Here is a 25,222-nt window from a genome sequence, read left to right as displayed (position 1 = left end):
TGCAGGGCCGGGCTTGCCCGCGACAGCGGCGGTACGGGCAGCCTGTGTCTCAAGCCGTCGGCTGACTGTGGGGGAACAGCAGATCCACAAACTTTTCCGCCGTCGGTTGCGGTTCATGATTGGCCAGGCCGGCTCGTTCATTGGCTTCGATAAACACGTACTCGGGTTGATCGGCGGCGGGCACCAACAGGTCCAGGCCCACCATGGGAATGTCCAGGGCCCGTGCGGCCCGCACGGCGGCATCCTTGAGCGTGGGGTGCAGGATCGCAGTGACGTCTTCCAGGCAGCCACCGGTGTGCAGGTTGGCCGTGCGGCGCACCGCCAGGGTCTGGCCACGCGGCAGGATGCTGCTGTAGTCAAAGCCGGCGGCGGCCAGGGTGCGTTCGGTTTCAGCGTCCAGCGGGATTTTGCTTTCACCGTCGGTTGCGGCCTGACGGCGTCGGCTTTGCGCTTCGATCAGCGCGCGGATGGAATGCTGCCCGTCCCCGGTCACTTCGGCAGGGCGGCGAATCGCAGCGGCGACCACTTCGAAACCGATTACCAGAATGCGCAGATCCAGGCCCTCGTGGAAGCTTTCGAGCAGCACCCGGCTGTCGAACTGGCGCGCGGTTTCAATCGCCTGCTGCACCTCTTCGATACTCTGCAGGTCGACCGCCACGCCCTGGCCCTGTTCGCCATCCAGCGGCTTGACCACCACGCGCTGGTGTTCGTCGAGGAACTCCAGGTTGTCGTCGGCGCTGCCTGCCAGTTGCTGCGACGGCAGCTGCAAGCCGGCGGCCTTGAGCACTTTGTGGGTCAGGCTCTTGTCCTGGCACAGGGTCATGCTGATGGCGCTGGTCAGATCACTCAACGACTCACGGCAGCGCACGCGGCGCCCGCCGTGGCTGAGGGTGAAGAGGCCGGCGTCGGCGTCATCGACCTGCACATCGATGCCGCGTCGGTGGGCTTCTTCAACGATGATCCGTGCATAAGGGTTGAACCCCGCCTCCGGGCCTGGCCCAAGAAACAGCGGCTGGTTGATGCCGTTCTTGCGCTTGATCGCAAAGGTGGTCAGCGCGCGGAACCCGAGCTTGGCGTAGAGGCTCTTGGCCTGGCGGTTGTCGTGCAGCACCGAGAGGTCGAGGTAACTCAGGCCACGGCTCATAAAGTGTTCCACCAAATGGCGCACCAGCACTTCGCCGACGCCGGGGCGACTGCATTGCGGGTCGACCGCCAGGCACCACAAACTGCACCCGTTTTCCGGGTCGTGAAAGGCTTTCTGGTGGTTCAGGCCCATGACACTGCCGATTACCGCGCCGCTGTCTTCGTCCTCTGCCAGCCAGTACACCGGGCCGCCTTGATGGCGGGGCGTAAGGCGTTCGGGGTCGACCGGCAACATGCCGCGCCCCTGGTACAACTGGTTCACCGCCAGCCAGTCGGCCTCGGTTTGCGCCCGGCGAATACGGAAACCGCGAAACACGCGGGTGGCCGGGCGGTAGTCGCTGAACCACAGGCGCAGGGTGTCGGACGGGTCGAGGAACAACTGCTGCGGGTCGATGCCGAGAATCTGCTGCGGCGCGGCCACATACAGCGCGATGTCGCGCTCGCCAGGCTGCTCATGCAGCAGTTCCTGGGCCAGGCTCGCGGGGTCGGGGAAGGTGTGCCCGATCAACAGGCGGCCCCAGCCACAATGCACGGCAATCGGTTCGGCGGCCAGGGGGCTGCCGTCTTCGGCCAGTCGGGCCTGCAGGCGCTCGTAGGTGGGCGCCTGGCCTTTTATCAAGCGTTGGCTGTAAGCCGCTGCGTGGGGTTTCATCAATCAGATTCCTTGTTCGCTGAGCCATAGGTTCAGCGCCGCCAGTTGCCACAGCTTGGAGCCGCGCAGCGGGGTCAGTTGGCCTTGGGGATCAGTCAGCAGGCGGTCGAGCATGGCCGGGTTGAACAGTCCGCGATCCTGGCTCGGGTCCAGCAGCAGGTCACGTACCCAGTTCAAGGTGTCGCCCTGCAAATGCTTGAGGCCGGGTACCGGGAAGTAGCCTTTTTTACGGTCGATGACTTCGCTCGGGATCACCCTGCGCGCAGCTTCTTTAAGCACCTGCTTGCCGCCATCGGGGAGCTTGAATTTTCCTGGCACACGGGCCGACAGCTCCACCAGGCGGTAGTCCAGGAAAGGCGTGCGCGCCTCCAGGCCCCAGGCCATGGTCATGTTGTCGACGCGTTTGACCGGGTCGTCCACCAGCATCACCGTGCTGTCCAGGCGCAACGCCTTGTCGACTGCGGCATCGGCACCGGGCATTGCGAAGTGTTCGCGCACGAAGTCGCCGGCGGCGTCATTGGCGGTCAGCCATTTCGGCGCGACGGTGGCGGCGTAATCGTCGTAGCTGCGGTCGAAGAATGCATCGCGGTAGGCGGCGTAGGGATCGCTGGCGCCATCCACTTGCGGGTACCAGTGGTAACCGGCGAACAGCTCGTCGGCACCCTGGCCGCTTTGCACCACTTTGCAGTGCTTGGCCACTTCCCGCGACAGCAGGTAGAAGGCGATGCAGTCGTGGCTGACCATTGGTTCGCTCATGGCGCGGAACGCCGCCGGCAGTTGCTCGATGATCTCGCTTTCGGCAATGCGCAGTTGGTGGTGACGGGTGCCGTAGTGCCTGGCGATCAAATCCGAATACTGGAACTCGTCACCGCGTTCGCCGCCGGCATCTTCAAAACCAATCGAGAAGGTCGACAGGTCCTGCACCCCGACTTCCCGCAGCAGGCCGACGAGCATGCTCGAGTCGACACCGCCGGAGAGCAACACGCCCACATCCACTGCCGCCCGTTGGCGGATGGCCACGGCTTCGCGGGTGCTCTCGAGCACGCGGTCGGTCCAGTCGTGCAGGGTCAGGTTTTTCTCATCGTCGTGGGGGCCGTAGGGCAGGGTCCACCAGGTTTTCTGCTCGGTGGCGCCGTCGGCGTCGATGCGCATCCAGCTGGCTGGCGGTAGCTTTTCGATACCCGCCAGCAAGGTGCGCGGTGCCGGCACCACGGCGTGGAAGTTCAAGTAATGGTTGAGCGCCACCGGATCGAGGATCGGGTTGATATCACCACCCTTGAGCAGCGCCGGCAGCGCCGAGGCAAAGCGCAGGCGCTGGCCGGTGCGCGACAGGTACAGCGGCTTCACCCCCAGGCGGTCGCGGGCGATGAACAGACGCTTGGCATCGCGCTCCCAGATGGCGAAGGCGAACATGCCGTTGAGCTTGGGCAGCAACGCTTCGCCCCAGGCGTGATAGCCCTTGAGCAGCACTTCGGTGTCGCCGCCGGAATAGAAGGCGTAGCCCAGGGCTTCGAGCTCCTGGCGCAGTTCCGGGAAGTTGTAGATGGCGCCGTTGAAGGCCAGAGACAGTCCCAGTTGGGCATCGACCATCGGTTGGGCGGAGCCGTCCGACAGGTCCATGATTTTCAGGCGGCGATGCCCTAGGGCAATCGGCCCCTGAGCATGGAAACCCCACGCGTCCGGGCCTCGCGGGGCCAGGTGATGGGTGATGCGTTCCACGGCTGCAAGGTCCGCAGGTTGATGATCGAAACGTAACTCGCCAGCTAATCCGCACATGGTGCTAAAGCCCTTGTTTTGGCTGGGCCTCGGCGCTACTGCTGAGTGTCGGTACGCCTGTGGTACCGATGTTCACCCTGTCCGATACGTTCAGCTCGACCGGTACGGACGAACGGATTCAGTTGCAGCATCAGTAGCGCTGCGGCCCTGTTTCGGAGCGGACGTACTGCTCTGATCTGCGCCCGCTCCCTGCGGCGCGAAAGCATGATCAGAGCGCGCCGTCGTAAGGAGTCTGGTTTTTACGAGTCCCGGTGGCGCTTGATCGTTCCCTGAAATTTGCCTGGATGTTACCAACGGTCGCTCCCAGCGGGGCCAGGCGCACGGCGTTCGGCGTTGCGCCGGGGCGTTGCCGGCAGGGCGTTAGTTACGTCAATTCGGCACGCAAAATTCGGGTCGCTTCGCAGGCCGTCCCAGCAGCTATTCAAACCTTTCCCGCGGGGCGCCGGGGTTATCGTAGGGCGCGTTCATCAAGCACCATCAAGGAGGAATGACATGGGCGAAGAACGCACATTGAACGACGTGGTCACCCCTGAAGTCTTGGCCGAGTTGCCCAAGGTTTTGCTGGAAGTCACCCAGGACCTGGACACCGCCCAGACGCTGCAAGCCACTTTGCCGGGATGGCTGGTAGAAGCGGAGGCGCAAACGCTGTCGGCGCTCGAACAGGCTCACCAGGACAGTGGGCCCCTGCGTGAAAAGGTCCAGGCCACGCTGAACAGGCTGGAGCCGCTCGACACGTTCTGCGCCGAACGGTTGGACGCGTTTCTGGCGGCCAAGGGCGTGCACGGTGTTGATGTCAAACAGGACATGCTGGAACTGGCCCACCGCTCGTTGACCAACCTCAACCCCGACCTCGCAGGGCCGCTGCTGGTCACGGTCACCACCGAAAAGCACAGCCTGTTGCAGGCGGCCATGCAGAACTTCAGCGCCTCACAGGCCCAAAACGGCGGCCTGTCGATCACTGCGATGATCCGCAGCGCCGCCACGGGTGAGCGAAACACGTCGATCAGCGCCGGCGAGTTTGTCCGGCACTGCCGCGAACTGGACCTGGGCAGCGCATACCAGCGCCATGTGCGCGAGGTGTTCAACCTGCCGGCTCCCGGCGAACAAACGGTTGCCGGCCGCTATAACGAGGTGGCCAGCGACATTGGCCGGCTCAAGCTGCTCGACATGCGTACCGACCTGCATATCGCCCTGGCGAAGGGGGACGTCAGCAAGCCGATGTACGAGCGGTTGCTCGCCATGCTGGCGCGCAATGCCGATACCCATCCGATCGAGGACCTGTTGATAGAGGGGCGTGCGCTGACCTGGCACGGCTTGAACATGAACCAGGCGTGCCTGTGGAGCGTGCTGGTATTTGCCGGCCATACGGGCAAAGGTTTATCCAACGGCCGCTGCGTGGTGTACATGCCCAATGAGCCGGTTCGGCCCTGGTTCGAGTACGAGACGCTGGAGGACTTTACGGGCTATCTCAGCTTGAAGTTGCAGATCCCGGCCTATCGTGAGTTTTTTAAAGGCTATCTGGATGAGTCCGAGCGCCCGGATTTCTTCGTGGGCTTTGATCGCGACAAACGCCTGAATCTGCAAGGGCTGGCGGTAAACGTCAGCGTGTCGCAGAGTTTTTTCGAGGCCTACGTGGGCAAGGCGCAGTTGGACGCGATGGTCCTGGCCGTGCCCGTCGTTCAGGTGGATGAGGAGGCTCGCCGCGCCTTGCTTCGACGGTATCTGGATGCTGGCCTGACATTGGCCAATATCGCCGGTTTTTTCACCCCTGGCCTGGGCCAGTTGATGATGGGCGTGGCCATCGGGCAATTACTGGCCGAGGTCTATGAGGGCGTTGAGGACTGGACCCACCAGCGTAAAACCGAAGCGTTGGAGCACCTGTTGAATGTGGCGCAAGGCGTCGCTTCGATGGCGCTGTTTATGGCGGCGGGCAAGGTCGTGGGCTCGCTGTTCAAACGGACGGCGGAACCGCCCGCTGCGTTTTTCGAGCAGTTCGATGCCGTGAAGCTGTCCAGCACGCAGAAGCGTCTGTGGCGCAACAGTCTGCGTCCGTATCGTCACGTGCCCGAGGCCGACATGCTGGCGACCCCCAGTTATCGCGGGATTTATCAAGCCCATGGGCGTGCCTATATCGCCATCGACGGCGCGTTCTACCGGGTGTCTTATGACCCTGCCATCAGCCGCTGGCGCGTGCTGCATCCCTCGCGTGAGGCAGCGTACAGCCCGCCGCTTGAGCACAATGACGCCGGTGGCTGGCGCCACATGGGCGAGCGGGTGGATCAATGGCGCACGCCGACCTATGCGTTCGAACGCCTGTCGCCGGGGGTGAATTCGCTGCCGGACGGCCGACTGGCCGAAATCATCACCGCCACCCACTGCCGACTGCATGATTTGCGCCTGCTCGTCGAGCAAAACCAGGCGTTGCCGTCGCGGCTGCGCGACAGCGTGGCGCGCTGGCGGTTGGACCAGACTATTCGCGACCTGCTTTGGCAGTTGGACTATCACGGCCAGGGCCAGCCAAGCACCGCGCGCGTGCAAATGACTGCGTTGCCGCTGCTGGACGGCTGGCCCAGGGGGCGCTTTTTCGAATTGCTGGATGAGAGCGGCAACTTGCTCAAGCGTTATCCGGACACCGCCCCGTTCGATTACGAAGACCTGAGCATCCATGTCAGCGAACAGCAACTCAAGGACGGTCAATTGACCCAGATCCTGCTTGATGCCCTGAGCGACGAAGAACGCCGCACGCTGCTGGGCGCAGACGTCGCGCCCGAGCAGTTGCAGCAGCGGCTGTCGGTGCGTTTGCTGGCCAGCGTCAAGCGCCATTATCAGACACTGTTCGAGCAACTCTACCGAGACTATGACCCGCTTGCCGAAGGCAGTGTCGCCTTGCTCAAGAAACGCTTCCCGCAGTTGCCGACGGGCGTGGCGCAGGAATTGTTGGGCGAAACTTCGTCCGTCGACCGCCAACTGCTGCGCAATACCGAACGTGTGCCGCGCCGCCTGCACGCACGAGCGCGGCAGGCGTTACATGCGTTGGTGGAGGATCGCGCGGTGGCGGGGCTGTATTTACCCCCATTGGCCACGGCGCCGACCGAACGCCTGGCGATCGGCTTGCTCGGGCGCCTGCCCCATTGGCCGCGGGAAATCCATGTGCAACTGCGTGCCGGGGCCCTGGACGGCGCGTTGCTGGCCGAGCGCGCAGAGGCATCGACCGGCGTGTTGCATACGCTGGTCACGTCCGAACGTGGCTATCAGCTGTTCGACGCGCAAGGGCAGGCCCTGCACGCCCCGGTGCTTGGGCCGTCAGGGTTTTACCAGGCGCTGCTGGGCAGCTTGTCAGCGTTGCAGCGCAGCCGGCTGGGCATCTATTCCAGCGGTGAGCAGGGCGCTGCGCAACTGCAGGCCAAGCTGCGCTTGCTGGTCGCTGAAGCGCGCGACCATGTGGGTGGATACCTGCGTGAGCCTGCACCCGAACCCCTGGCGCCATCGCAACTGGGTTGCATGCAGGCGGCTCCCCCGGCCACGACGCTGCAGCCGCGGCAACTGATCCGCAAGGTGCAAACACTCTACCCCATGCTCAACGAGGTTCAGGCGTCGGGGCTGATCGAAGGGTTGGGCGAGGACCATCTGGCCCGCGCCCATGTGGTCAAGCTGTTGCAACTGTCCTTTGAGGCGCTGCACCGCACGCTCGATGCCTGGCGCAACGACCGGGCCGGCTTGGAACGCATCAATGAGCCGTTGGTAGAGGCGCGCCTGAGCCGCAAGCACGCGGCGCAGCAATTGGAGCAGTGCTGGCGACGCCTGACCGGGCTGGGTGAAGATTCGCGGCTGGCGCTCGACGGCATGCGGGTGGGGGCGCTGCCGACATTGCCGTCGGTGGTCAATTTTGATCACGTGCGCCACCTGACCCTGAAAAATATGGACGTCGGCGATGAAGCGGCCTATTTCCTCAAGTATTTCAAAGGGCTCAAGTCCCTGGACCTGTCGAGCAACCGCCTGACGCGACTGCCCGAGGCGCTGTCGCACATGCCCCACCTCGAAGCGCTGTACCTGGACCACAATAACCTTGAGCTGACGGTGTACACCCGCGCCAAGCTTGCCGACTTGCGCAACCTGCGGGTGTTGAGCCTGGCCGGCAACCGGCTGGTCGATCCGCCGCCACTGGACCACCTGTTCGACCTGCGCCGCTTGATCCTGCGTGATTGCCGGCTCAAGACCTTTCCCGAAGGCTTATGGCGCTTGCCGTTCCTGGAAACGGTCGACCTGCGCCAGAACGACATCAGCCGCCTGCCGGACTGGCTGTTCCGCGCGCCTCGCCAGCGTACCCAGGCGATCAACCTGCGCCACAACCCGCTGTCTTCCTCGACGCTGTCGCAGTTGACCGACTACCGCCGGCAAACCGGAACCGGCCTGGGCTATTTTGAAGACGATATCGCGCGCCTTAACGAACAGGCCGCCCGTGAGTTGTGGATGCCCGACCCGCGCCTGCCCGATTACCCGCAGAAAAATGACCTCTGGTTGATGCTGCGCGACGACAAGGACAGTGATGGGCTGTTCAAGCTGCTGGCTGAACTGGGCGGCTCGGCAGACACCGAGCACGTGCGCGAAGACATGACACGCCGGGTCTGGCGTGTGCTCGAAGCCACCGGCCAGCGTGCGGAACTGGCGACTGAAGTGTTCGAACGCGCTGCGACACCGATCAACTGCGATGACGCCGCCGCGTTGAACTTCAGCAGCCTGGAGATACTGGTGGAAATCAGCGACGCCAGTCTCCAGATCGAGGGTGGGCACGTTTCCGCCAAAGCACTGCTGGCTTTGGGTCAGGGCCTGTACCGACTCGATCGACTGGAAAGCATCGCGCGCTCCCACAGCCTCGACAATCCGGGCACTGATCCGTTGGAAGTCAGCCTGGCCTACCGCACGGGCCTGGCCGACATGTTTTATTTGCCGGGCCAACCCAGGCATATGCGCTATGCCAGTTTGAGCGGTGTCACACAGGCGCAGTTGAACGCCGCTGAAGCCACCGTGCGGGCCGCCGAGCTGACGCCTGCGCTGCTGCGCTTTCTAGGTGAGTTACCGTTTTGGCAGAGCTACCTCAAGAAAATCCACGCCACCCGTTTCGAAACCCTCAACGAACCGTTCGATACCCGCATGCGCGAGGTGTTCGATCAGGCCTTGGATCTCGACAGCGAAACCTACCGTACCCGCATGAATAGCGTCCTCAGGGAGCAACGGGTCGCCGAGGAAATTGAGATTGAGCGCCTGACCCGCGCGGCACTGGAGGTCGACAAACTGGCGGTGTGCGAGTTGCCTTAGCACGGCTCACGGCTCACGGCGCCGGCCGGCGTTTGCCGCGGATCAGTTCGCGCAGCGCAAAGCGGTTCGGATGGCAGGCATGGGCCACGGCGGCGGGCAGCGGCAGCGGTTCGTTCTCCAGCCACGCCACCAGCAGCTCGGCGGCCAGCGGCGCGGTGATCAGGCCGCGTGAGCCGTGGCCGCTATTGATGTACACGCCCTCCAGCCAGGGGCAGGGCGTGTCGGGAACTTGCCGGGCATCCCTGGCGAGTACGTCATATGCCTCGGTAAACGCCGCTGCGTCGGCCAATGGCCCGACAATCGGCAGGTAATCGGGGCTGGTGCAACGAAACGCAGCGCGGCCCTCCAGGGCCTCGATCGGCAGGCTGTCGACGTGCAATGCGTGCAGTAGATCGGCGGAGATTTCCTGCAGCAACGCCAGGTTGCCCACATGCTCGGCATGGGTCGGCGTCAGGTCATCGCTATTGAAATCGAAGCTGGCGCCGAGGGTGTGTTCGCCCAGGCGCGCGGGGGCGACATAGCCTTGTGCGCAGACCACGGTACTCAAGCGCCGGCTCTCGGCGGTGGCGGGCAAACGCGTGATTTGCCCGCGAATACGCTTGAGTGGCAACTCGGCACTGAAAGGGAAGCGCTTGATCTCGGCGGCGCCGGCCAGCACCACCACCGGCGCGCTGGCCAGCAGGCGCTCGCCATCATGGGCCTGCCATTGGCCATCGACCCGTTGCAGGGTAAGGGCATCGTGATGCACCTGCACCGTGATCGCTGGATGGCGCGCCTGCCATTGGCACAAAGCGGGGGGATGCACCCAACCGCCTTCAGGATAAAACAGCCCGCCGTGCTCCAGCGGCACACCCGCCAGGGCTGCGGCTTGCGTGGCGTCCACCGGGTGCAGCAAGTCGCTCGGGAACGCGGCGGCCAACTGGGCCTGACGCTCGGCTTCTTTGGTGTTGAACGCCAGCTGCAGCACACCGCAGTCATCCCAGTCCACCCCGCGTTGCAGCTGTTCCAGCAACCGGCGGGTGTGGCCGAAACCGCTGACGATCAATTGCGACAGCGCGGTGCCGTGGGCGGAGAGTTTGAGATAGAGCACGCCCTGGGGGTTGCCGGAAGCTTCCTGGGCCAGTCCATCGTGGCGCTCGAGCACGTTCACCTGCCAGCCCCGGGCCGCCAGGCTGGCGGCGGTGGTGCAACCGGCCATGCCGCCGCCGATCACCAGGGCGCGGCGTTCGCCGGCAGGTGGCGCAGGCCGTGCGAACCATGGAGCGGTGGCGGGAGGCAAGGCTGTCGCTTCGGGCCAGCCGACGAATTCACCGCGCAGAATCTCCCACTTATGGCCGATGCCGGGGGTGCGCTTCATCTTGAACCCGGCGGCATTGATCAGGCGGCGTACCCAGCCGGTGCTGGTGAACGTGCTGATGGTTGCACCGGGTGCGGTCAGCCGCGCCAGTTCGGCGAACAGCTCGGCGGTCCACATGTCGGGGTTTTTCGCCGGGGCGAAGCCGTCGAGAAACCACGCGTCGATCTGTGCGTCCAGTTGTGGCAACTGTTCCATGGCGTCGCCGATCAGCAGGGTCAGGGTGACACGGCCGCCGTCCAGAATCAGGCGTTGGAAGCCCTGATGGATGGCGACGTACTGGGCCAGTAATTGGGCGGCGAAGGGCTGCAGCTCAGGCCACAGAGCCAATGCCCGTTGCAGGTCGGCGTGGCTCAGGGGGTATTTTTCCACGCTGACAAAATGCAGGCGTGCCCCGGTCACGGCGTGCTGCTCGAACAACTGCCAGGCGCAGAGGAAGTTCAGCCCGGTGCCGAAACCGGTCTCGCCGATCACCAGGCGCCCATCGGCCGGCAGGGCGGCAAAGCGCGCCTGCAAGCGGTTCTGTTCCAGGAACACATAGCGGGTTTCTTCAAGGCCGGACTTGTCGGAGAAGTACACGTCGTCGAATACCCGCGAGTGCGGGCGACCTTGTTCATCCCAGTCGAGCTGGGCGTGGGATACGGGGTTCATGGGCGGCTCATCGAAAATAAAGCAGGCAAAGGCAAGGCGGCCATTCTAGCTGATCAACAGGCAATCAATTGACCCATGGCAAGCGTGTGTGGAATTTCCTCCCGCGTGGTGCTGCCCAATCCGCTAGTCTTGAGCCATCTTGAAACGGAGCTGCCCATGTTCGAATCCGCCGAAATCGGTCACGCCATCGACAAAGACACCTACGACGGCGAAGTGCCCGCGCTGCGCGAGGCCCTGCTGGAGGTGCAGTACGAGCTGCAACAGCAAAAGCGCTTTCCGGTGATCATCCTGATCAATGGCGTCGAAGGCGCCGGCAAGGGCGAAACGGTCAAGTTGCTGAACGAATGGATGGACCCGCGCCTGATCGAAGTGCGCACCTTCGACCAGCAGACCGACGAAGAACTGGCGCGGCCACCGGCCTGGCGTTACTGGCGCCAGCTACCCGCCAAAGGCCGCATGGGTGTGTTTTTTGGCAACTGGTACAGCCAGATGCTGCAAGGCCGTGTACACGGGCACATCAAGGATGCGCGGCTCGACCAGGCGATTGCCGGTGCCGAGCGTCTGGAAAAAATGTTCTGCGACGAAGGCGCGCTGATCTTCAAGTTCTGGTTTCACCTCTCCAAAAAGCAGATGAAGGCACGCCTCAAGGCTCTGGCCGACGATCCGCTGCACAGCTGGCGCATCAGCCCGCTGGACTGGCAACAGTCGAAGACCTACGACAAGTTCGTGCACTTTGGTGAACGTATCCTGCGCCGCACCAGTCGCGACTATGCGCCGTGGCATGTGATTGAAGGCGTGGACAGCAACTACCGCAGCCTCACGGTGGGCAAGTTGCTGCTTGAAGGCATGCAGAATGCGCTCAAATTGCCCAAGCGCAAAGCCAGCGGCATGAACCCGGCGCCGCTGATAGCAGCGGTGGACAAGAAGAGCCTGCTGGACAGCCTCGACTTGACCCAGCGCCTGGAAAAGGACGATTACGAAGAACAGTTGATTACCGAACAGGCGCGTCTGTCTGGTCTGATGCGCGACAAACGCATGCGCAAACACGCGTTGATCACCGTGTTCGAAGGCAACGATGCGGCCGGCAAGGGCGGCGCGATTCGCCGGGTGGCGGCGGCCCTGGACCCGCGTCAATACCATATCGTGCCGATTGCCGCGCCGAGTGAGGACGAACGCGCGCAGCCCTACCTTTGGCGGTTCTGGCAGAAAATCCCGGCGCGCGGCATGTTCACCGTGTTTGACCGCTCCTGGTATGGCCGCGTGCTGGTGGAGCGTATCGAAGGCTTCTGCGCCCCGGCGGACTGGATGCGCGCCTATGGCGAGATCAACGACTTTGAAGAACAACTGCGCGATGCTGGGGTGATCGTGGTCAAGTTCTGGCTGGCGATCGATAAGCAGACCCAACTGGAACGCTTCCAGGCCCGTGAAGAAATCCCCTTCAAGCGTTTCAAGATCACCGAGGACGACTGGCGAAACCGCGATAAATGGGACGATTACCGTGCCGCCGTGGGCGATATGGTCGACCGCACCAGCACCGAAATCTCGCCCTGGACCCTGGTGGAAGCCAATGACAAGCGCTGGGCGCGGGTCAAGGTACTGCGCACCATCAACCTGGCGCTGGAAGAAGCGTTCGAGCAGTCCGACAAACACGACAAGAAGAAAAAGAAGTAACCCCACGGCCGATGCGAAGCCCCCTGTGGTGAGCTCGCTCACCACAATACGCCCGCTCATCCCCACCACTGCGATTCGCCCCTCTCGCCATGCTTTTGCATCTACGTGATGAATGATCGTCGCGGTTGCCGGGGTGCGGATCTATCCTCGATCCATCTCCCAACAACCACAAGATCGAGGTAGCCCATGCGTGAAGTAGTGATCGTCGACAGCGTGCGAACCGGCCTGGCCAAGTCCTTTCGTGGCAAGTTCAACCAGACCCGTCCGGATGACATGGCGGCCCATTGCGTCAATGCGCTGCTGACGCGCAATGGCATCGACCCGGCCGCGGTGGAAGACTGCATTGTCGGCGCCGGCTCGAACGAAGGTGCCCAGGGCTATAACATCGGGCGCAACGTAGCGGTGCTGTCGCAACTGGGTACCGGCACGGCAGGGATGACCCTCAACCGCTTCTGTTCCTCGGGGCTGCAGGCAATCGCCATCGCGGCGAACCAGATCGCGTCGGGGTGCAGCGACATCATCGTCGCCGGGGGTGTCGAGTCCATCAGCCTGACCATGAAAAGCGTCAACACCGACAACCTGATCAACCCGTTGCTCAAAGAGCAGGTGCCAGGCATTTATTTCCCCATGGGCCAGACCGCCGAAATCGTCGCGCGCCGCTATAACGTCAGCCGCGAGGAACAAGACCTTTACGCCCTGCAAAGCCAGCAGCGCACCGCCCAGGCTCAGGCCGACGGCTTGTTCGATGATGAAATCGTGCCCATGGCGGTCAAGTACAAGGTCGAGGACAAGGCCACCGGCGCGGTGCAGATCCTCGACGGCGTAGTCGATCGTGACGACTGCAATCGTCCCGACACCACCCTTGCCAGTCTGCAGGGCCTGAAACCGGTGTTCGCCGAAGATGGCTCGGTGACGGCGGGCAACTCTTCGCAGTTGTCCGATGGCGCGTCGATGACCCTGGTCATGAGCCTGGAAAAAGCCCTGGCGCTGGGACTCAAGCCCAAGGCTTTCTTCCGCGGTTTCGCGGTGGCCGGTTGCGAGCCGGATGAGATGGGCATCGGCCCGGTGTTCTCGGTGCCCAAGTTGCTCAAGGCGCGCGGCTTGCAGGTGGCGGATATCGACCTGTGGGAGCTCAATGAAGCGTTCGCGTCCCAGTGCCTCTACGCCCGCAATCGGCTGGACATCGATAATGCCAAGTACAACGTCAACGGTGGTTCCATCTCCATCGGCCATCCGTTTGGCATGACCGGCTCGCGGCAAGTCGGGCATCTGGTGCGGGAGTTGCAGCGGCGCAACCTGCGTTACGGCATCGTCACCATGTGTGTTGGCGGTGGCATGGGCGCGACGGGGTTGTTCGAGGCGGTGCGCTAGCGCACTCAGGCGCTGTGGCACCCGACAACTATAAAGGGGGAGCTTGCTCCCCCTTTTCTATATCGTCGATTTATCAGTCAGTTATTAACGGCTTGGAGTTTAACAAGGCTGAAATGTTTAAAGGCGTCGTTTTTTTTTCTTGTGGAGTTTTGCCGTTGAACATCAGTTTTAATTAAACATATGTAGTCCGCGTCCTTCAGACGTTCTTAATATTTTTGTAGGAAGCAATAAGTTTCCTATGCATCGTGATGCAGTTTGCCTACGCGACCATCTGACGTCGCTGGGTTGTTTATTCAAGTGTGGAGTGGGAACTTGCATGCCGTTGATCGGCGGCCTGATTTCGCAGTGAAAAAGTTGCAAAGGCGAACACGGCTGGCCGAGCAAACGCATTGTTTAAAACCGCTGGTTAGTTAGCGCTTTGCCCGTCTGTGGCGGCGCTTTTTAATGACACTTGTTAAGTGGGAAACTGTGAATGAAAACGATATTTAACGTTGCGCTGTTGTCTGCCTGTGTGTTGGCTGGTTCGTTGTCTGTTGCGCAGGCGTCGCAGGGAACGGTGACGTTTTTGGGCTCGGTTCATTCGGGCGCGTGCTCTATCAAGCCTGAGTCCGTTGATCAAACCGTTAACCTGGGCGCCATTGCCAAACATCAATTGCAAGCCGGTGGCAAGTCCGAGGCCCGACCTGTGCTGATCGAACTGCAAGGCTGCGATCTGGCCGGGCTCACCGATAACACCGTGACCACCACCTTCACCGGGGCACCTTCAAACACAGTGCCGGGTGCTATCGGTACCGTGGGCGGCGCCGGCGGCGTCGGCATCATGATGACTCACGGCGGCAGCCCTGTGCAGTTAGGCGTGCCAACCGCCCCGCAGCCAATCAGTGCCGGCGATAACACCCTGGAATTCGGTGCCTATGTGCAAGGCGTCGCCACGGGGGACATCGTTCCCGGGGACTTCAGCGCAGTCGCCAATTTCACCCTGGCCTATCAGTAAGTTCTGCCCCCGCCACTGTCTGTGGCGGGGGCACGCTGGCGGGAGGTCCACGTGAACATATCCATACATATCCCGATCGCCTTCTCATTGACGGCGCTCATTGGCCCTTGCGTTTTCGCGCAGTCGTCTTCCCAGGGCGAGGGGGCCGTCACGTTAGGTGGCGAGGTGGTTGATTCAGCCTGTGGGCTGGAGCTGAGCAGCCTCGATCAAACCGTCGAGATGCCTGCTGAGCCGGTAGGGCGGCTGCTGCGAAACGCGCAGGGTGAAACACATCCCTTCCAGTTGCGCCTGGTCAATTGCACGTTGACGCGTCCCGACCCTTCGCGTCCAGGCGAGACGTTGCCGGATTGGCAGCACATGCAAGTGACGTTTGACGGCCCGACCGATCGGAGCGGGCGCTCATTCGCGGTCTTCGGCGGCTCACAGGGCGTTGCCCTGCATATCGTCGATTCCGCCGGTCAGGAAAGCGTGCCGGGTGAACGGATGGCACCCAGGCCATTGAGTGAAGGCGATATGACCCTTCACTACACGCTCAATTTGGTCGGCAACGGATTGCCACTGGTCGTCGGGCCCCACAGTGCCGCCGTGCGGTTCAGGTTGGAATACTTTTGAACAGTGATGGATTGCTTGCATGTTGAATACATCGAAAGTCAGACAGACGTTTCGCCCAAGTCTGTTGGGAGGGTTGATGTCGTTGGCCGGAACGGCATTGGGTGCAGGGGATATCGAGTTCAATACTGACGTGCTTGACCTGAGTGATCGCCGCAATATTGACTTGTCCCGGTTTGCGCGCAGCGGGTTTATTCTGCCGGGCACTTACTCAATGGTTGTGCAGGTCAACGCCCAGGCTGTTTCCGAACAATCAGTGACGTTCTATCCCCCCGACGATGATCCAAAGGGCAGTCAGGCGTGTGTCTCGCCCGCCCTGGTGGAGCAACTGGGCCTCAAGGCCGCACACGCCGCTGGCCTTGCAGCGTGGCGAGATGGGGAATGCCTTGATGTTCAAGGCTTGCCGGGCGCGCAGGTGAGTGCAGACCTGGCCACGTCCACGCTGAGCATCAGCCTGCCCCAGGCTTACCTTCGCTACAACGCGATCAACTGGGATCCGCCGTCACGCTGGGATGATGGCGTACCGGGCTTGCTGGTTGACTACAACCTGACGGCGCAGTCGATCTTCCAGCGCAATGACGGCCAGCGCAAAAACCTGAGTGGCAACGGCACGGTGGGGGCCAATGCCGGGGCCTGGCGCCTGCGGGCGGATTGGCAGGGGCGTGTCGAAAACGGTCGCGAGTCGGCGGCCGGGCCCCAGAAGCTGGAGTGGAGCCGTTATTACGCCTATCGCGCGCTGCCAGGGCTGAGCGCCCGTTTGATGCTGGGTGAGAACTACCTGTATTCGGACCTGTTCGACAGCTTCCGTTTTACCGGTGCCGCGCTCAACTCAGATGAAAGCCAGTTGCCCCCCAACCTGCGAGGTTACGCGCCGGAAGTGGTCGGGGTGGCGAAAACCAATGCCAAGGTGATCGTCAGCCAGCAGGGCCGTGTGCTGTATGAAACCCTGGTTGCGGCGGGGCCTTTTCGTATCCAGGACCTCAATGACGCGGTGACGGGCACCCTGGATGTGCGGGTCGAAGAGCAGGACGGGTCGGTCCACACCTTCCAGATCGATACGGCGGGCGTTCCCTACCTGACACGTCCCGGCCAGGTTCGTTACAAGTTGGCGAGTGGGCGACCGAGTCGACTTCAACACGGTGCTGACGGCGATACGTTTGCTTCCGGCGAGTTCTCCTGGGGGATCAGTAACGGTTGGTCCTTGTTCGGCGGCGGCATCACCGATAACAACTACCGGGCACTGTCAGTGGGGGCAGGGCGCGACCTGCTGGCGTTCGGCGCCGTCTCGCTGGACGTGACGCAATCGCGGGCCAGCGTCTGGAATGAAAGCCTCTCGGGCAAGTCGTTGCGCCTTCAATACTCGAAGAACTTTGAAGACTACGACAGTCAGGTGACGTTTGCCGGTTACCGGTTCTCCCAGGAAAACTTCCTGAGCATGAGTGAATACCTGGACGCTCGTTATTACGGGCTCAACGGCGAACGCGGCAGCCGTGATGAGTACGGTGTGGAACGCGACAACTGGAAGCCGCTTGGCGCCAGCAAAGCCCTTTATACCGTGACACTGAACAAGCAGTTTCGCGACCTGGGCACCACCGTCTATGCCAGTTACAACAAGCAGACGTATTGGAATCGCTCGGACACCCAGCGCTGGAATCTGTCGGTGTCGCGCTACTTCAATGTGGGCACGGTGAAAAACATGAGCCTGTCCCTGAACATGTACCGCAGCGAGGACTACAACTATAAGGACAACGGCCTGTCGCTTATGGTCAGCCTGCCGCTGGGGCGCACCGGCACCCTGTCGATGGATGCCAACAGCGCTGCGGGTAAAAACTCATTGGCCACGCGCTACAGCGATCGCCTGGATGAGCGCAACAGTTACCAGATCGGTGCGAGCAACCAGTCGGCCAGTGGTTATTTGAGCCACATGGGGGACGGGGCCGACATTGATCTGAGTGCCAGTACGCAAAAGGGCGCTTACAGCAGCCTCGGCGTGTCCGCACGTGGCGGTGCCACGCTCACCCCTTACGGTGCGGCCCTGCATCGTACTCAAAGCACCGGCGGTACCCGGTTGATGATCGACACCGCGGGTGTGCCCGATGTGCCGGTGCGCGGTTACGGCTCGCCGACCCGCAGTAATGCGTTTGGCAAGGCGGTGATTGCCGACATCGGCAGCTATCAGCGCACCTCCGCCAGTGTCGATCTGGAGCGTTTGCCCGGCAATGTCGAAGCCACCCAATCCGTGACACAACTGACGCTCACCGAGGGCGCCATCGGTTATCGCTCGCTGCAAGTGATTTCCGGTGACAAAGCCATGGCGGTGCTGCGCCTGCCGGACAGCAGCGCACCGCCCTTCGGCGCCACGGTGAAAAACCTCAAGCAGCAGGACACCGGCATTGTGAATGACGACGGTCATGTCTACCTGAGCGGGATTCAGGCTGGCGAACGGATGATCGTCAGTTGGGGAGGTGCCGAGCGTTGCACCCTCACGCTGCCGACCATTTTGCCCGCCGATGGCCTGACCGATGCGCTGAACCTGGGCTGCCAGCTATTGGCCGCCGATCAATCTTCACCCGACCCGGCCGTATTGACCGGGACGCCTATCGATACGGAGAACACATCCTCATGATGCCGAACACGTGCCTCATCGTCCTGGCCTTTGCGCTGCTGGGGCCTGGCTTTATCCAAAATGCCAGCGCCGCTGTCGGCCTGGATCGTACCCGCGTGATTTTCGACGGCGGCAAACAGGCTACCAGCGTGAACATCACCAATAACAACACTCAGTTGCCGTACCTGGCCCAGGGTTGGATTGAAGATGAAACCGGCCAGAAAATCACCACGCCGCTGATCGTACTGCCACCGGTGCAGCGGCTGGAGCCCGGCAAGCAAAGCCAGGTCAAGGTGCAGGCCTTGCCGGCGGCCAGGTTGCTGCCGCAGGACCGGGAAACGGTGTACTACTTCAACCTGCGGGAGATTCCGCCGCGCAGCGACAAATCCAACACCCTGCAAATTGCCCTGCAGACCCGCATCAAGTTGTTCTATCGGCCGCAGGCCATTGAGCCGAGCCAGCAGGACCTGTCCAACCCTTGGCAGGAAAAGCTCACCCTGACTCGCGAGGGCGACCACTACACCGTTAACAACCCCACGCCTTACTACGTGACCCTGGTGGATGCCCGCAGCACCAAGGACGGTAAAACCGTGGCGGGCTTCGAGCCCATGATGGTTGCGCCCAAAGGCTCGCTGAAATTGAAACCCTCGGCGACGGCATTGGGAACTGCTCCCTACTTGAGCTACGTGAATGACTACGGCGGACGTCCGTTGCTGGCCTTCACCTGCCGTGGCGAAACCTGCCAGGTAGCACCGTCCAATGAGTAACGTCTGGGGATGGAGAACGTCATGAAGTCGAACACCGTGAAAGTACTCGGTGGCCTGTTACTGATGCTGACGGGATGGGCGAAGGCCCAGGACGTCGAGGGTATGAATGGCATGCTGAACGTGCTCGGGTCGCTGCATGAAAGCCCTTGCAGCCTGGAGATGACCTCCGTCAATCAAACGATTGACCTGGGAGATGTCTCGACCAGCCAGTTGCAACGCCCCGGCGATCAAGCGAACCCGGTGGCCTTTCAACTGCGCTTCGATGATTGCCAGCGCACCGCCGGCAGCATCCGTAATGAACGTACCGGAAACCTGACATGGAGTGCCTATCAGCCGGTGTTGTCGGTGGCGTTTATCGCACCTGCCGATGCCGATGACCCGCGACTGGTCAAGGTGCAAGGCATCACCGGGATGGGCCTGCGCCTGACCGATGCGCTGGGGCGGGATGTGCAGTTGGGGTCAAGGGGCCAACCGCTGTTCCTGGCCGTGGGCGCTACCACCCAGACCTGGAAGGTTCAACCCACACGCACCGCCGCGCCCCTGACCAGCGGAGCGTTCAGGGCCGTCGTGGACTTCAGGCTCAACTATGAGTAAGGGCAGAACAATGGTTAACACAAACGGCTCGCGCGCCATTCTGGCCGGGGGCACCTTGCTGTGGGCGGCCTGCCAGGCGGTACAGGCCGACACCAGTTTGATCATTCGCGCGGTCATCGTTGCGCCGCCGCCGTGTGTCATCAACGGCGGCGGTACGCTGGATGTGCCGTTTGGAAATGACCTGCTGACGTCGCGGATCGATGGGGTCAATTATCGTCGTGAGGTGCCTTACACCGTCACCTGTGATTCTCCCTTCAGTAACGCCTTGACCCTGGAACTCAAGGGCACGGGCGCCGCGTTCGACAGCCGCGTGCTTGCGACCCGCAAGGCGGATCTAGGGGTCAAGCTGTTCGTCAATGGCGCCGACTGGCCGTTGAACAGCGCCGTGAACTTTACCCATCCGGATTTCCCCGTGGTGCAGGCGGTGCCCGTCAAGCGTGCCGGTAGCCAACTGACCGGGGGGGCGTTCGATGCGACCGCCACCCTGGTGGTCGATTATCAATGATGGCGTCTGATGCCGTGATAAAGAGGAACGATCAATGACAATCAGGCAGCAGCGAGCGCTGCTCTTCCTGTGCGCCATCGGCCTGTGTGGCGGCGCGTCGGCCAACGTGACGTTCAGCGGAACGTTGAATGAGCCACCGCCCTGCACGATTGATGGCGGCGACACCATTGAAGTCGACTTTGGCGATGTGGGGGTCAAGCGCGTCGATGGCGTGAGGTACCGCAAGCACGTGGGTTACACCATCCGCTGTGGTACCGACACGCTGCCTTGGGCGTTGAAGTTGAGCGTCAACGGTACACCCACCACGTTTGACGGCTCGGCGGTGCAGACCAGCGCGCCTGCGCTGGGGATACGGGTTTTTCAGGACAACCAGCCGTTTGCGCTCAATACCCCCCTGGATATCACTCTGTCGTCACCGCCGACATTGGAAGTGGTGCCCGTCCAGCAGCCCGGCGCAATCCTGAGCCCCACCGGATTCACGGCGGTGGCCACGTTGTTGGCTGAATACCAGTAGGAGTCGAGTCTATGCGACATGAAAGGGTTCATAAGGGCGCACTGGCCCTGCTGCTCTCCTGCGGCCTGATCCCGCTCGGGCAGGCAGCGGACAACCTGCGTTTGAAGGGCAATCTGGTAGAGGAAGCCTGCACCCTGCGCCCCGGTGACGAGGCCATCACCCTGGAACTGTGGGACCTGACCAGCAAGTACCTCTATATCAACACGCGTTCGGTGGGCAGGCGTTTCAAGCTGCACTTGGAAGACTGCGACACCACCATCGGCGACTCGGTGACCATCACCTTCGGCGGTGCAGGAAACCCCGAGCTTCCCGGTTTGTTCGCGCTGGACGCCGGCAGTGGCGCCTCGGGCATCGGGGTCGGCCTGGAAACACTCGGCGATAAGCCGTTGCCCTTGAATACCGAAAGCGACAGGCAGGCGTTGAGTGATGGCAGCAACGTGATCGAGCTCAAAGCCTATGTGCAGGGCGAGCCGGCTGCGATCAGGGATCAAACCATCGGGCACGGGGCGTACTCGGTGACCTCAACCTTCACGTTGGACTATCCATAGGCTGTGCCTGGACAGGGCAGAGCGACGAGAAATAAACATGAAAAAAACAGCTGGCGCCATGGCGCTTTTGTTCCTTGCCGGTGTGGCTACGACGGCTGGCGCCGTTGACTGTCGTATGAATGGCGGTCCCTGGATCACGGTAGGCGGGGGGCAGGATATCAACTTGCAGGTGCCTGTGAATGTTCGGCTGGATACCAACCAGAATCGAATCTTAATGGAAGGGGCGAACCTCGAATGTCGATACACGCCCGGCCCTCAAACTCCTTCTCGTGCCGAAGACTATTGGGCCACCGGCAGTTCCGCCGGTATTCCGTGGACACCCGGTCCGAAGTTCGCCTCCGAAGGCACGGGCCTGCGCGTCAACGGTGTGTACCGAAACTACCCGGTGGCCGGTGGTATCCGGGTGGCTACGCTGCCGGACAACAGGGTCGGCTATCCAATCAATGTCGCGCCCTACATAGTGATGCGTAATAGTCCGGGGAATCCGATCAACATCCGGGTCGGTGACAACCTGGGGCTGCTGCGCATGACCCAGACGAACAACTCGGGGAGCGGTTCGTCGCGACTTACCGTCACCTACCTGGCCAACAACAATTTCACCATCTCGCCGTCGACCTGCACGATCAACAATAACAACCCGATCGAAATCAACTTCGGCGAGGTCAATCAACGGGCCATCGGCAGCGACCCGCTGACCACCCCCATCATCAGCAATCGCAGGCTGAATTACTCATGCCCCCAGGGCGGGATCAGCACACCAATCACCATTACTTACAAGGGAACCCGGTCGTCGTTCGACACCCGGCTGCTGATGATGAGCAACCCGCAAGTGGGTACAGCCCTTGTGCGTGGCGGCGTTGCCGTTCCGGTGAATGGATCGTTCCTGACTCAGATCAGCAACAGCGTCGGGGGTGACGATGTGACGTTTTCGCTGGTGCGGCGAGCGGCATCGCTGCCGGCCGCCGGGGCCATAAGCGGGAGCGGAGTACTGGTCATGGGGGTGCCATGAGCCACGGCTGAAGCCGCTTGAGGAATGACCTGTACCCAAAGCGCACCGCAGCGCCCTAGAATGCCCGCTCTTCCACCTTTGGCTTTTGGGGCATTCATGCATATCTCTTCCGGTCGCTGGGTCTACGGTTTTTTATTGACCCTGTTGACCGCGCTGCTTTGGGGCATCCTGCCGATCAAACTCAAACAGGTGCTGCAGGTGATGGATCCGATCACCGTGACCTGGTTTCGCCTGACGGTCGCCGGCAGCCTGCTGTTCGTTTACCTCGCGGCCACCAAGCGTTTGCCCAGCCGCAAGGTGTTGGGTCCTAAAGGCGGCTGGCTGGTGGCGATGGCGGTGTGCGGCCTGGTGGGCAATTACGTGTTGTACCTGGTCGGTCTCAAGCTGCTCAGCCCCGGCACGGCCCAGTTGGTGGTGCAGATGGGCCCGATCTTTTTGATGGTCGCCAGTGTGTTCGTATTCAAGGAGCGTTTCAGTCGCGGACAGGTACTTGGCCTGATCGTGTTGATTGCAGGCTTCGGGTTGTTCTTCAACCAACGCCTGGAGGAACTGCTCACGTCCCTGGGCGCCTACACCGCCGGCGTGCTGACCATTCTGCTGGCGACGTCGGTCTGGGTGTTCTACGCCCTGGGCCAGAAGCAACTGCTGACCGTGTGGAATTCGCTGCAAGTGATGATGGTGATCTACCTGACCTGCGCCTTGCTGCTCACGCCGTGGGCGCATCCGCTGGAGGCGCTGCAACTGAGCCCGCTGCAAGGCTGGCTGTTGCTGGCGTGCTGCATGAATACCCTGGTGGCGTACGGTGCGTTTGCTGAGGCGCTGGCACATTGGGAGGCCTCGCGGGTGAGTGCGACCCTGGCCCTCACGCCGCTGGTGACGTTTGTTGCGGTGGCGTTGGCGGCGTGGTGGTGGCCGGACTACGTGCAGGCCGAAGAGATCAACGCCCTGGGTTACTTCGGCGCACTGGTGGTGGTGCTGGGCTCGGCGACGGTCGCGCTGGCACCGTCGCTGCTCGCCGGGCTCAAGGCCCGGCGGCTGCGCATGGCTTCGTAAGGTCAACTGCCGAGCATGTTTTCCGGGCGTACCCACTGATCGAATTCCGTATCCGTGAGGTAGCCCAGCGCCAAGGCCGCCTCGCGTAGCGTCAGCCCTTCGGCGTAGGCTTTCTTGGCGATCTCCGCCGACTTGTCATAGCCGATATGCGGGTTCAGCGCCGTCACCAGCATCAGCCCGCGCTCCAAGTGATCGGCCATTTGCCCGGCGTCCGGTTCAAGGCCTGCAATGCAATGCTCTTGGAAGTTATTGCAGCCGTCGGCCAGCAGTCGGATCGATTCCAGCAGGTTGTGGATGATTACCGGTTTGTACACGTTCAACTGTAAATGCCCCTGGCTGGCGGCAATGCCGATGGTCACGTCATTGCCCAGCACCTGGCAGGCCAGCATCGACAGCGCTTCACACTGGGTCGGGTTGACCTTGCCCGGCATGATCGAACTGCCCGGCTCGTTGGCCGGCAGTTTGACCTCCGCCAACCCAGCACGCGGGCCCGAGCCCAGCAGGCGCAGGTCGTTGGCGATTTTCATCAGGGCCACGGCCAGGGTTTTCAGGGCGCCGTGCAGGGTCACCAGTGGCTCGTGGCCGGACAGGGCGGCGAACTTGTTCGGTGCGGTTACAAACGGCAATCCGGAGAGGGCGGCCAGCTCTGAGGCAATCGCCTCGCCAAAGCCATGGGGCGCATTCAGCCCGGTGCCCACCGCCGTGCCACCCTGGGCCAGCTCGCAGGCAGCGGGCAGGGCGCTGCGCACGGCGCGTTCGGCGTAATCGAGTTGGGCGATAAACGCGGAGAGTTCCTGGCCGAAGGTAATCGGCGTCGCATCCATCATGTGGGTGCGACCGGTCTTGACCAGCTTCATATGCCGCGCGGCCAGTTCCGCCAAACCGCCGGACAGGCAGGCGATCGCCGGTAACAAGCGTTCATGCACCGCTTGCACCGCCGCAATGCTCATGGCTGTGGGGAAGCAATCGTTGGAGCTCTGGGAGCGGTTCACGTGATCATTGGGGTGCACCGGGCTTTTGCCACCGCGCGGGTTGCCCGCCAGCTCGTTGGCGCGGCCGGCGATCACTTCGTTGGCGTTCATATTGCTTTGAGTGCCGCTGCCGGTCTGCCAGACCACCAGGGGAAACTGGTCGTCGTGCTGGCCGTCGAGAATTTCATCAGCGGCCTGTTCGATCAGGCGGGCGATGTCGGCGGGCAGGTCGCCGTTGCGGTCGTTGACCCGTGCGGCGGCCTTTTTGATCAGGGCCAGGGCGTGCAGCACCGCCAGGGGCATGCGTTGTTCGCCGATGGCGAAATTCACCAGTGAGCGTTGGGTCTGGGCACCCCAGTAGGCGTCATCCGGGACGGCTACTTCTCCCAGACTGTCGGTTTCGATACGGCTCATCGGGCACTCTCCTTGAAGTCAGTCAGCGCAGTTTAGGCCGTGATCGGCCAAGTGGGTTCCCTCAAAAGACGTTTCATCGGCCAATCCACGGCCGATAAGGCTCGGGGTTGAGCCGCAAGCTTTTTTAGGCGCAGAATGGGCGCCCTTGGGGACTGACCCCGCCAGCTAGAAAGGAAACTCGATGACTCGTCTTCGTGCCATCTGTACCGCGGTTGCTCTGGTATGCGCCAGCGGCCAGGTTCTTGCCGATACCGCCAGCCACAACGCCAGTGCCGAAGCCTTCCTGACCCTGGCCCATGCCGACAAGCTGGGTACCCCGGTGTACATGCAAGTGCAGCAGATGTTCGCCCAGCGTTTCGAACAGACCAAGGCACCGGCCACCAAGCAGTCCGTACTGGACAGCTACCAGGCCAAGGCCAACGCCGCTCTCGACCAGGCCATCGGCTGGCCGAAGCTGAAGCCGGACATGGTCAAGCTCTACACCACCAACTTCAGCGAGTCCGAGCTCAAGGACCTGGTCGCTTTCTACCAGTCGCCACTGGGCAAGAAAGTCCTGGAAAAAATGCCGCAGTTGACCCAGCAATCGGCCCAGATGACCCAGGCCAAGCTGGAAAGCGCAGTGCCGGTGGTCAACAAGCTGTTGGAAGACATGACCAACGAGCTGGCGCCAAAAGCCGCCGCACCGGCCAAGAAGAAGTAAGCAGG

At 62.2% G+C, this 25,222-nt stretch carries 18 protein-coding genes; 14 read left to right on the top strand and 4 right to left on the bottom strand.

Features of this window, described 5'->3' with window-relative positions; translation table 11 throughout:
* Positions 1 to 49 precede the first annotated feature (49 nt).
* The gene (gene ngg / locus KZX66_RS06655) at positions 50 to 1,795 is read right to left on the bottom strand and encodes an N-acetylglutaminylglutamine synthetase (RefSeq protein ID WP_248077774.1); all 1,746 of its coding nucleotides are present in this window, start codon (positions 1,793 to 1,795) and stop codon (positions 50 to 52) included.
* A 3-nt stretch (positions 1,796 to 1,798) separates the two neighbouring features.
* Complete coding sequence (locus tag KZX66_RS06650) at positions 1,799 to 3,571, bottom strand: N-acetylglutaminylglutamine amidotransferase (RefSeq protein ID WP_248077773.1); 1,773 nt, start codon at positions 3,569 to 3,571, stop codon at positions 1,799 to 1,801.
* A gap of 492 nt (positions 3,572 to 4,063) precedes the next feature.
* Between KZX66_RS06650 and KZX66_RS06645 the strand changes: the two genes are divergently transcribed.
* Positions 4,064 to 8,887 carry an NEL-type E3 ubiquitin ligase domain-containing protein gene (locus KZX66_RS06645; protein ID WP_248077772.1) on the top strand — a complete coding sequence of 1,608 codons (4,824 nt, stop codon included), beginning with the start codon at positions 4,064 to 4,066 and terminating at the stop codon, positions 8,885 to 8,887.
* A 13-nt stretch (positions 8,888 to 8,900) separates the two neighbouring features.
* Here KZX66_RS06645 and mnmC read toward each other — a convergent pair whose 3' ends face one another.
* Positions 8,901 to 10,892, bottom strand: coding sequence for a bifunctional tRNA (5-methylaminomethyl-2-thiouridine)(34)-methyltransferase MnmD/FAD-dependent 5-carboxymethylaminomethyl-2-thiouridine(34) oxidoreductase MnmC (mnmC, locus tag KZX66_RS06640; protein ID WP_248077771.1), 1,992 nt, complete (start codon positions 10,890 to 10,892; stop codon positions 8,901 to 8,903).
* Between the two features lie 156 nt (positions 10,893 to 11,048).
* Here mnmC and pap point away from each other — a divergent pair, with 156 nt between their 5' ends.
* The 12 genes from pap (at position 11,049) to KZX66_RS06580 (ending at position 23,132) form a co-directional block, all read left to right on the top strand.
* Complete coding sequence (pap, locus tag KZX66_RS06635; RefSeq protein ID WP_248077770.1) at positions 11,049 to 12,563, top strand: polyphosphate:AMP phosphotransferase; 1,515 nt, start codon at positions 11,049 to 11,051, stop codon at positions 12,561 to 12,563.
* 186 nt (positions 12,564 to 12,749) lie between these two features.
* On the top strand, positions 12,750 to 13,934 hold the full coding sequence (locus tag KZX66_RS06630; protein ID WP_248077769.1) for a thiolase family protein: 1,185 nt from the start codon (positions 12,750 to 12,752) through the stop codon (positions 13,932 to 13,934).
* A gap of 472 nt (positions 13,935 to 14,406) precedes the next feature.
* The gene (locus KZX66_RS06625; RefSeq protein ID WP_248077767.1) at positions 14,407 to 14,928 is read left to right on the top strand and encodes a fimbrial protein; all 522 of its coding nucleotides are present in this window, start codon (positions 14,407 to 14,409) and stop codon (positions 14,926 to 14,928) included.
* A gap of 51 nt (positions 14,929 to 14,979) precedes the next feature.
* Positions 14,980 to 15,540, top strand: coding sequence for a fimbrial protein (locus KZX66_RS06620; protein ID WP_248077765.1), 561 nt, complete (start codon positions 14,980 to 14,982; stop codon positions 15,538 to 15,540).
* Between the two features lie 19 nt (positions 15,541 to 15,559).
* Positions 15,560 to 18,163 (top strand): outer membrane usher protein, encoded by a 2,604-nt coding sequence (locus KZX66_RS06615; protein WP_248077763.1) that lies wholly within the window; start codon positions 15,560 to 15,562, stop codon positions 18,161 to 18,163.
* Positions 18,160 to 18,909, top strand: a complete 750-nt coding sequence (locus KZX66_RS06610; RefSeq protein WP_282445857.1) for a fimbria/pilus periplasmic chaperone — start codon at positions 18,160 to 18,162, stop codon at positions 18,907 to 18,909. The genes KZX66_RS06615 and KZX66_RS06610 overlap by 4 nt, the downstream gene beginning before the upstream one ends.
* A gap of 21 nt (positions 18,910 to 18,930) precedes the next feature.
* Positions 18,931 to 19,503: a fimbrial protein gene (locus tag KZX66_RS06605; protein ID WP_248077761.1), complete on the top strand. Its 573-nt coding sequence runs from the start codon at positions 18,931 to 18,933 to the stop codon at positions 19,501 to 19,503.
* Positions 19,504 to 19,513: 10 nt separating this feature from the next.
* Positions 19,514 to 20,008, top strand: coding sequence for a fimbrial protein (locus KZX66_RS06600; RefSeq protein ID WP_248077759.1), 495 nt, complete (start codon positions 19,514 to 19,516; stop codon positions 20,006 to 20,008).
* Between the two features lie 34 nt (positions 20,009 to 20,042).
* A complete protein-coding gene (locus KZX66_RS06595) occupies positions 20,043 to 20,522 on the top strand; it encodes a fimbrial protein (RefSeq protein ID WP_248077757.1) in 480 nt (159 codons plus the stop codon).
* A gap of 11 nt (positions 20,523 to 20,533) precedes the next feature.
* Complete coding sequence (locus KZX66_RS06590; protein ID WP_248077755.1) at positions 20,534 to 21,070, top strand: fimbrial protein; 537 nt, start codon at positions 20,534 to 20,536, stop codon at positions 21,068 to 21,070.
* 37 nt (positions 21,071 to 21,107) lie between these two features.
* Positions 21,108 to 22,079: a fimbrial protein gene (locus KZX66_RS06585; protein WP_248077753.1), complete on the top strand. Its 972-nt coding sequence runs from the start codon at positions 21,108 to 21,110 to the stop codon at positions 22,077 to 22,079.
* Positions 22,080 to 22,175: 96 nt separating this feature from the next.
* Positions 22,176 to 23,132 (top strand): DMT family transporter, encoded by a 957-nt coding sequence (locus KZX66_RS06580; protein ID WP_248077752.1) that lies wholly within the window; start codon positions 22,176 to 22,178, stop codon positions 23,130 to 23,132.
* Between the two features lie 2 nt (positions 23,133 to 23,134).
* On the opposite strand, the gene KZX66_RS06575 is transcribed toward KZX66_RS06580, so the two are convergent.
* Positions 23,135 to 24,517, bottom strand: a complete 1,383-nt coding sequence (locus tag KZX66_RS06575; protein WP_248077751.1) for a class II fumarate hydratase — start codon at positions 24,515 to 24,517, stop codon at positions 23,135 to 23,137.
* 181 nt (positions 24,518 to 24,698) lie between these two features.
* Here KZX66_RS06575 and KZX66_RS06570 point away from each other — a divergent pair, with 181 nt between their 5' ends.
* Positions 24,699 to 25,217 carry a DUF2059 domain-containing protein gene (locus tag KZX66_RS06570; protein WP_248077750.1) on the top strand — a complete coding sequence of 173 codons (519 nt, stop codon included), beginning with the start codon at positions 24,699 to 24,701 and terminating at the stop codon, positions 25,215 to 25,217.
* Positions 25,218 to 25,222: the final 5 nt, after the last annotated feature.

The sequence above is a fragment of the Pseudomonas sp. EYE_354 genome (genome assembly GCF_023148575.1).
In the GTDB taxonomy this organism is placed as follows: domain Bacteria; phylum Pseudomonadota; class Gammaproteobacteria; order Pseudomonadales; family Pseudomonadaceae; genus Aquipseudomonas.
The sequence above is the reverse complement of the archived record's forward strand: the minus strand, read 5'-3'. Positions and strand labels throughout refer to the sequence as shown.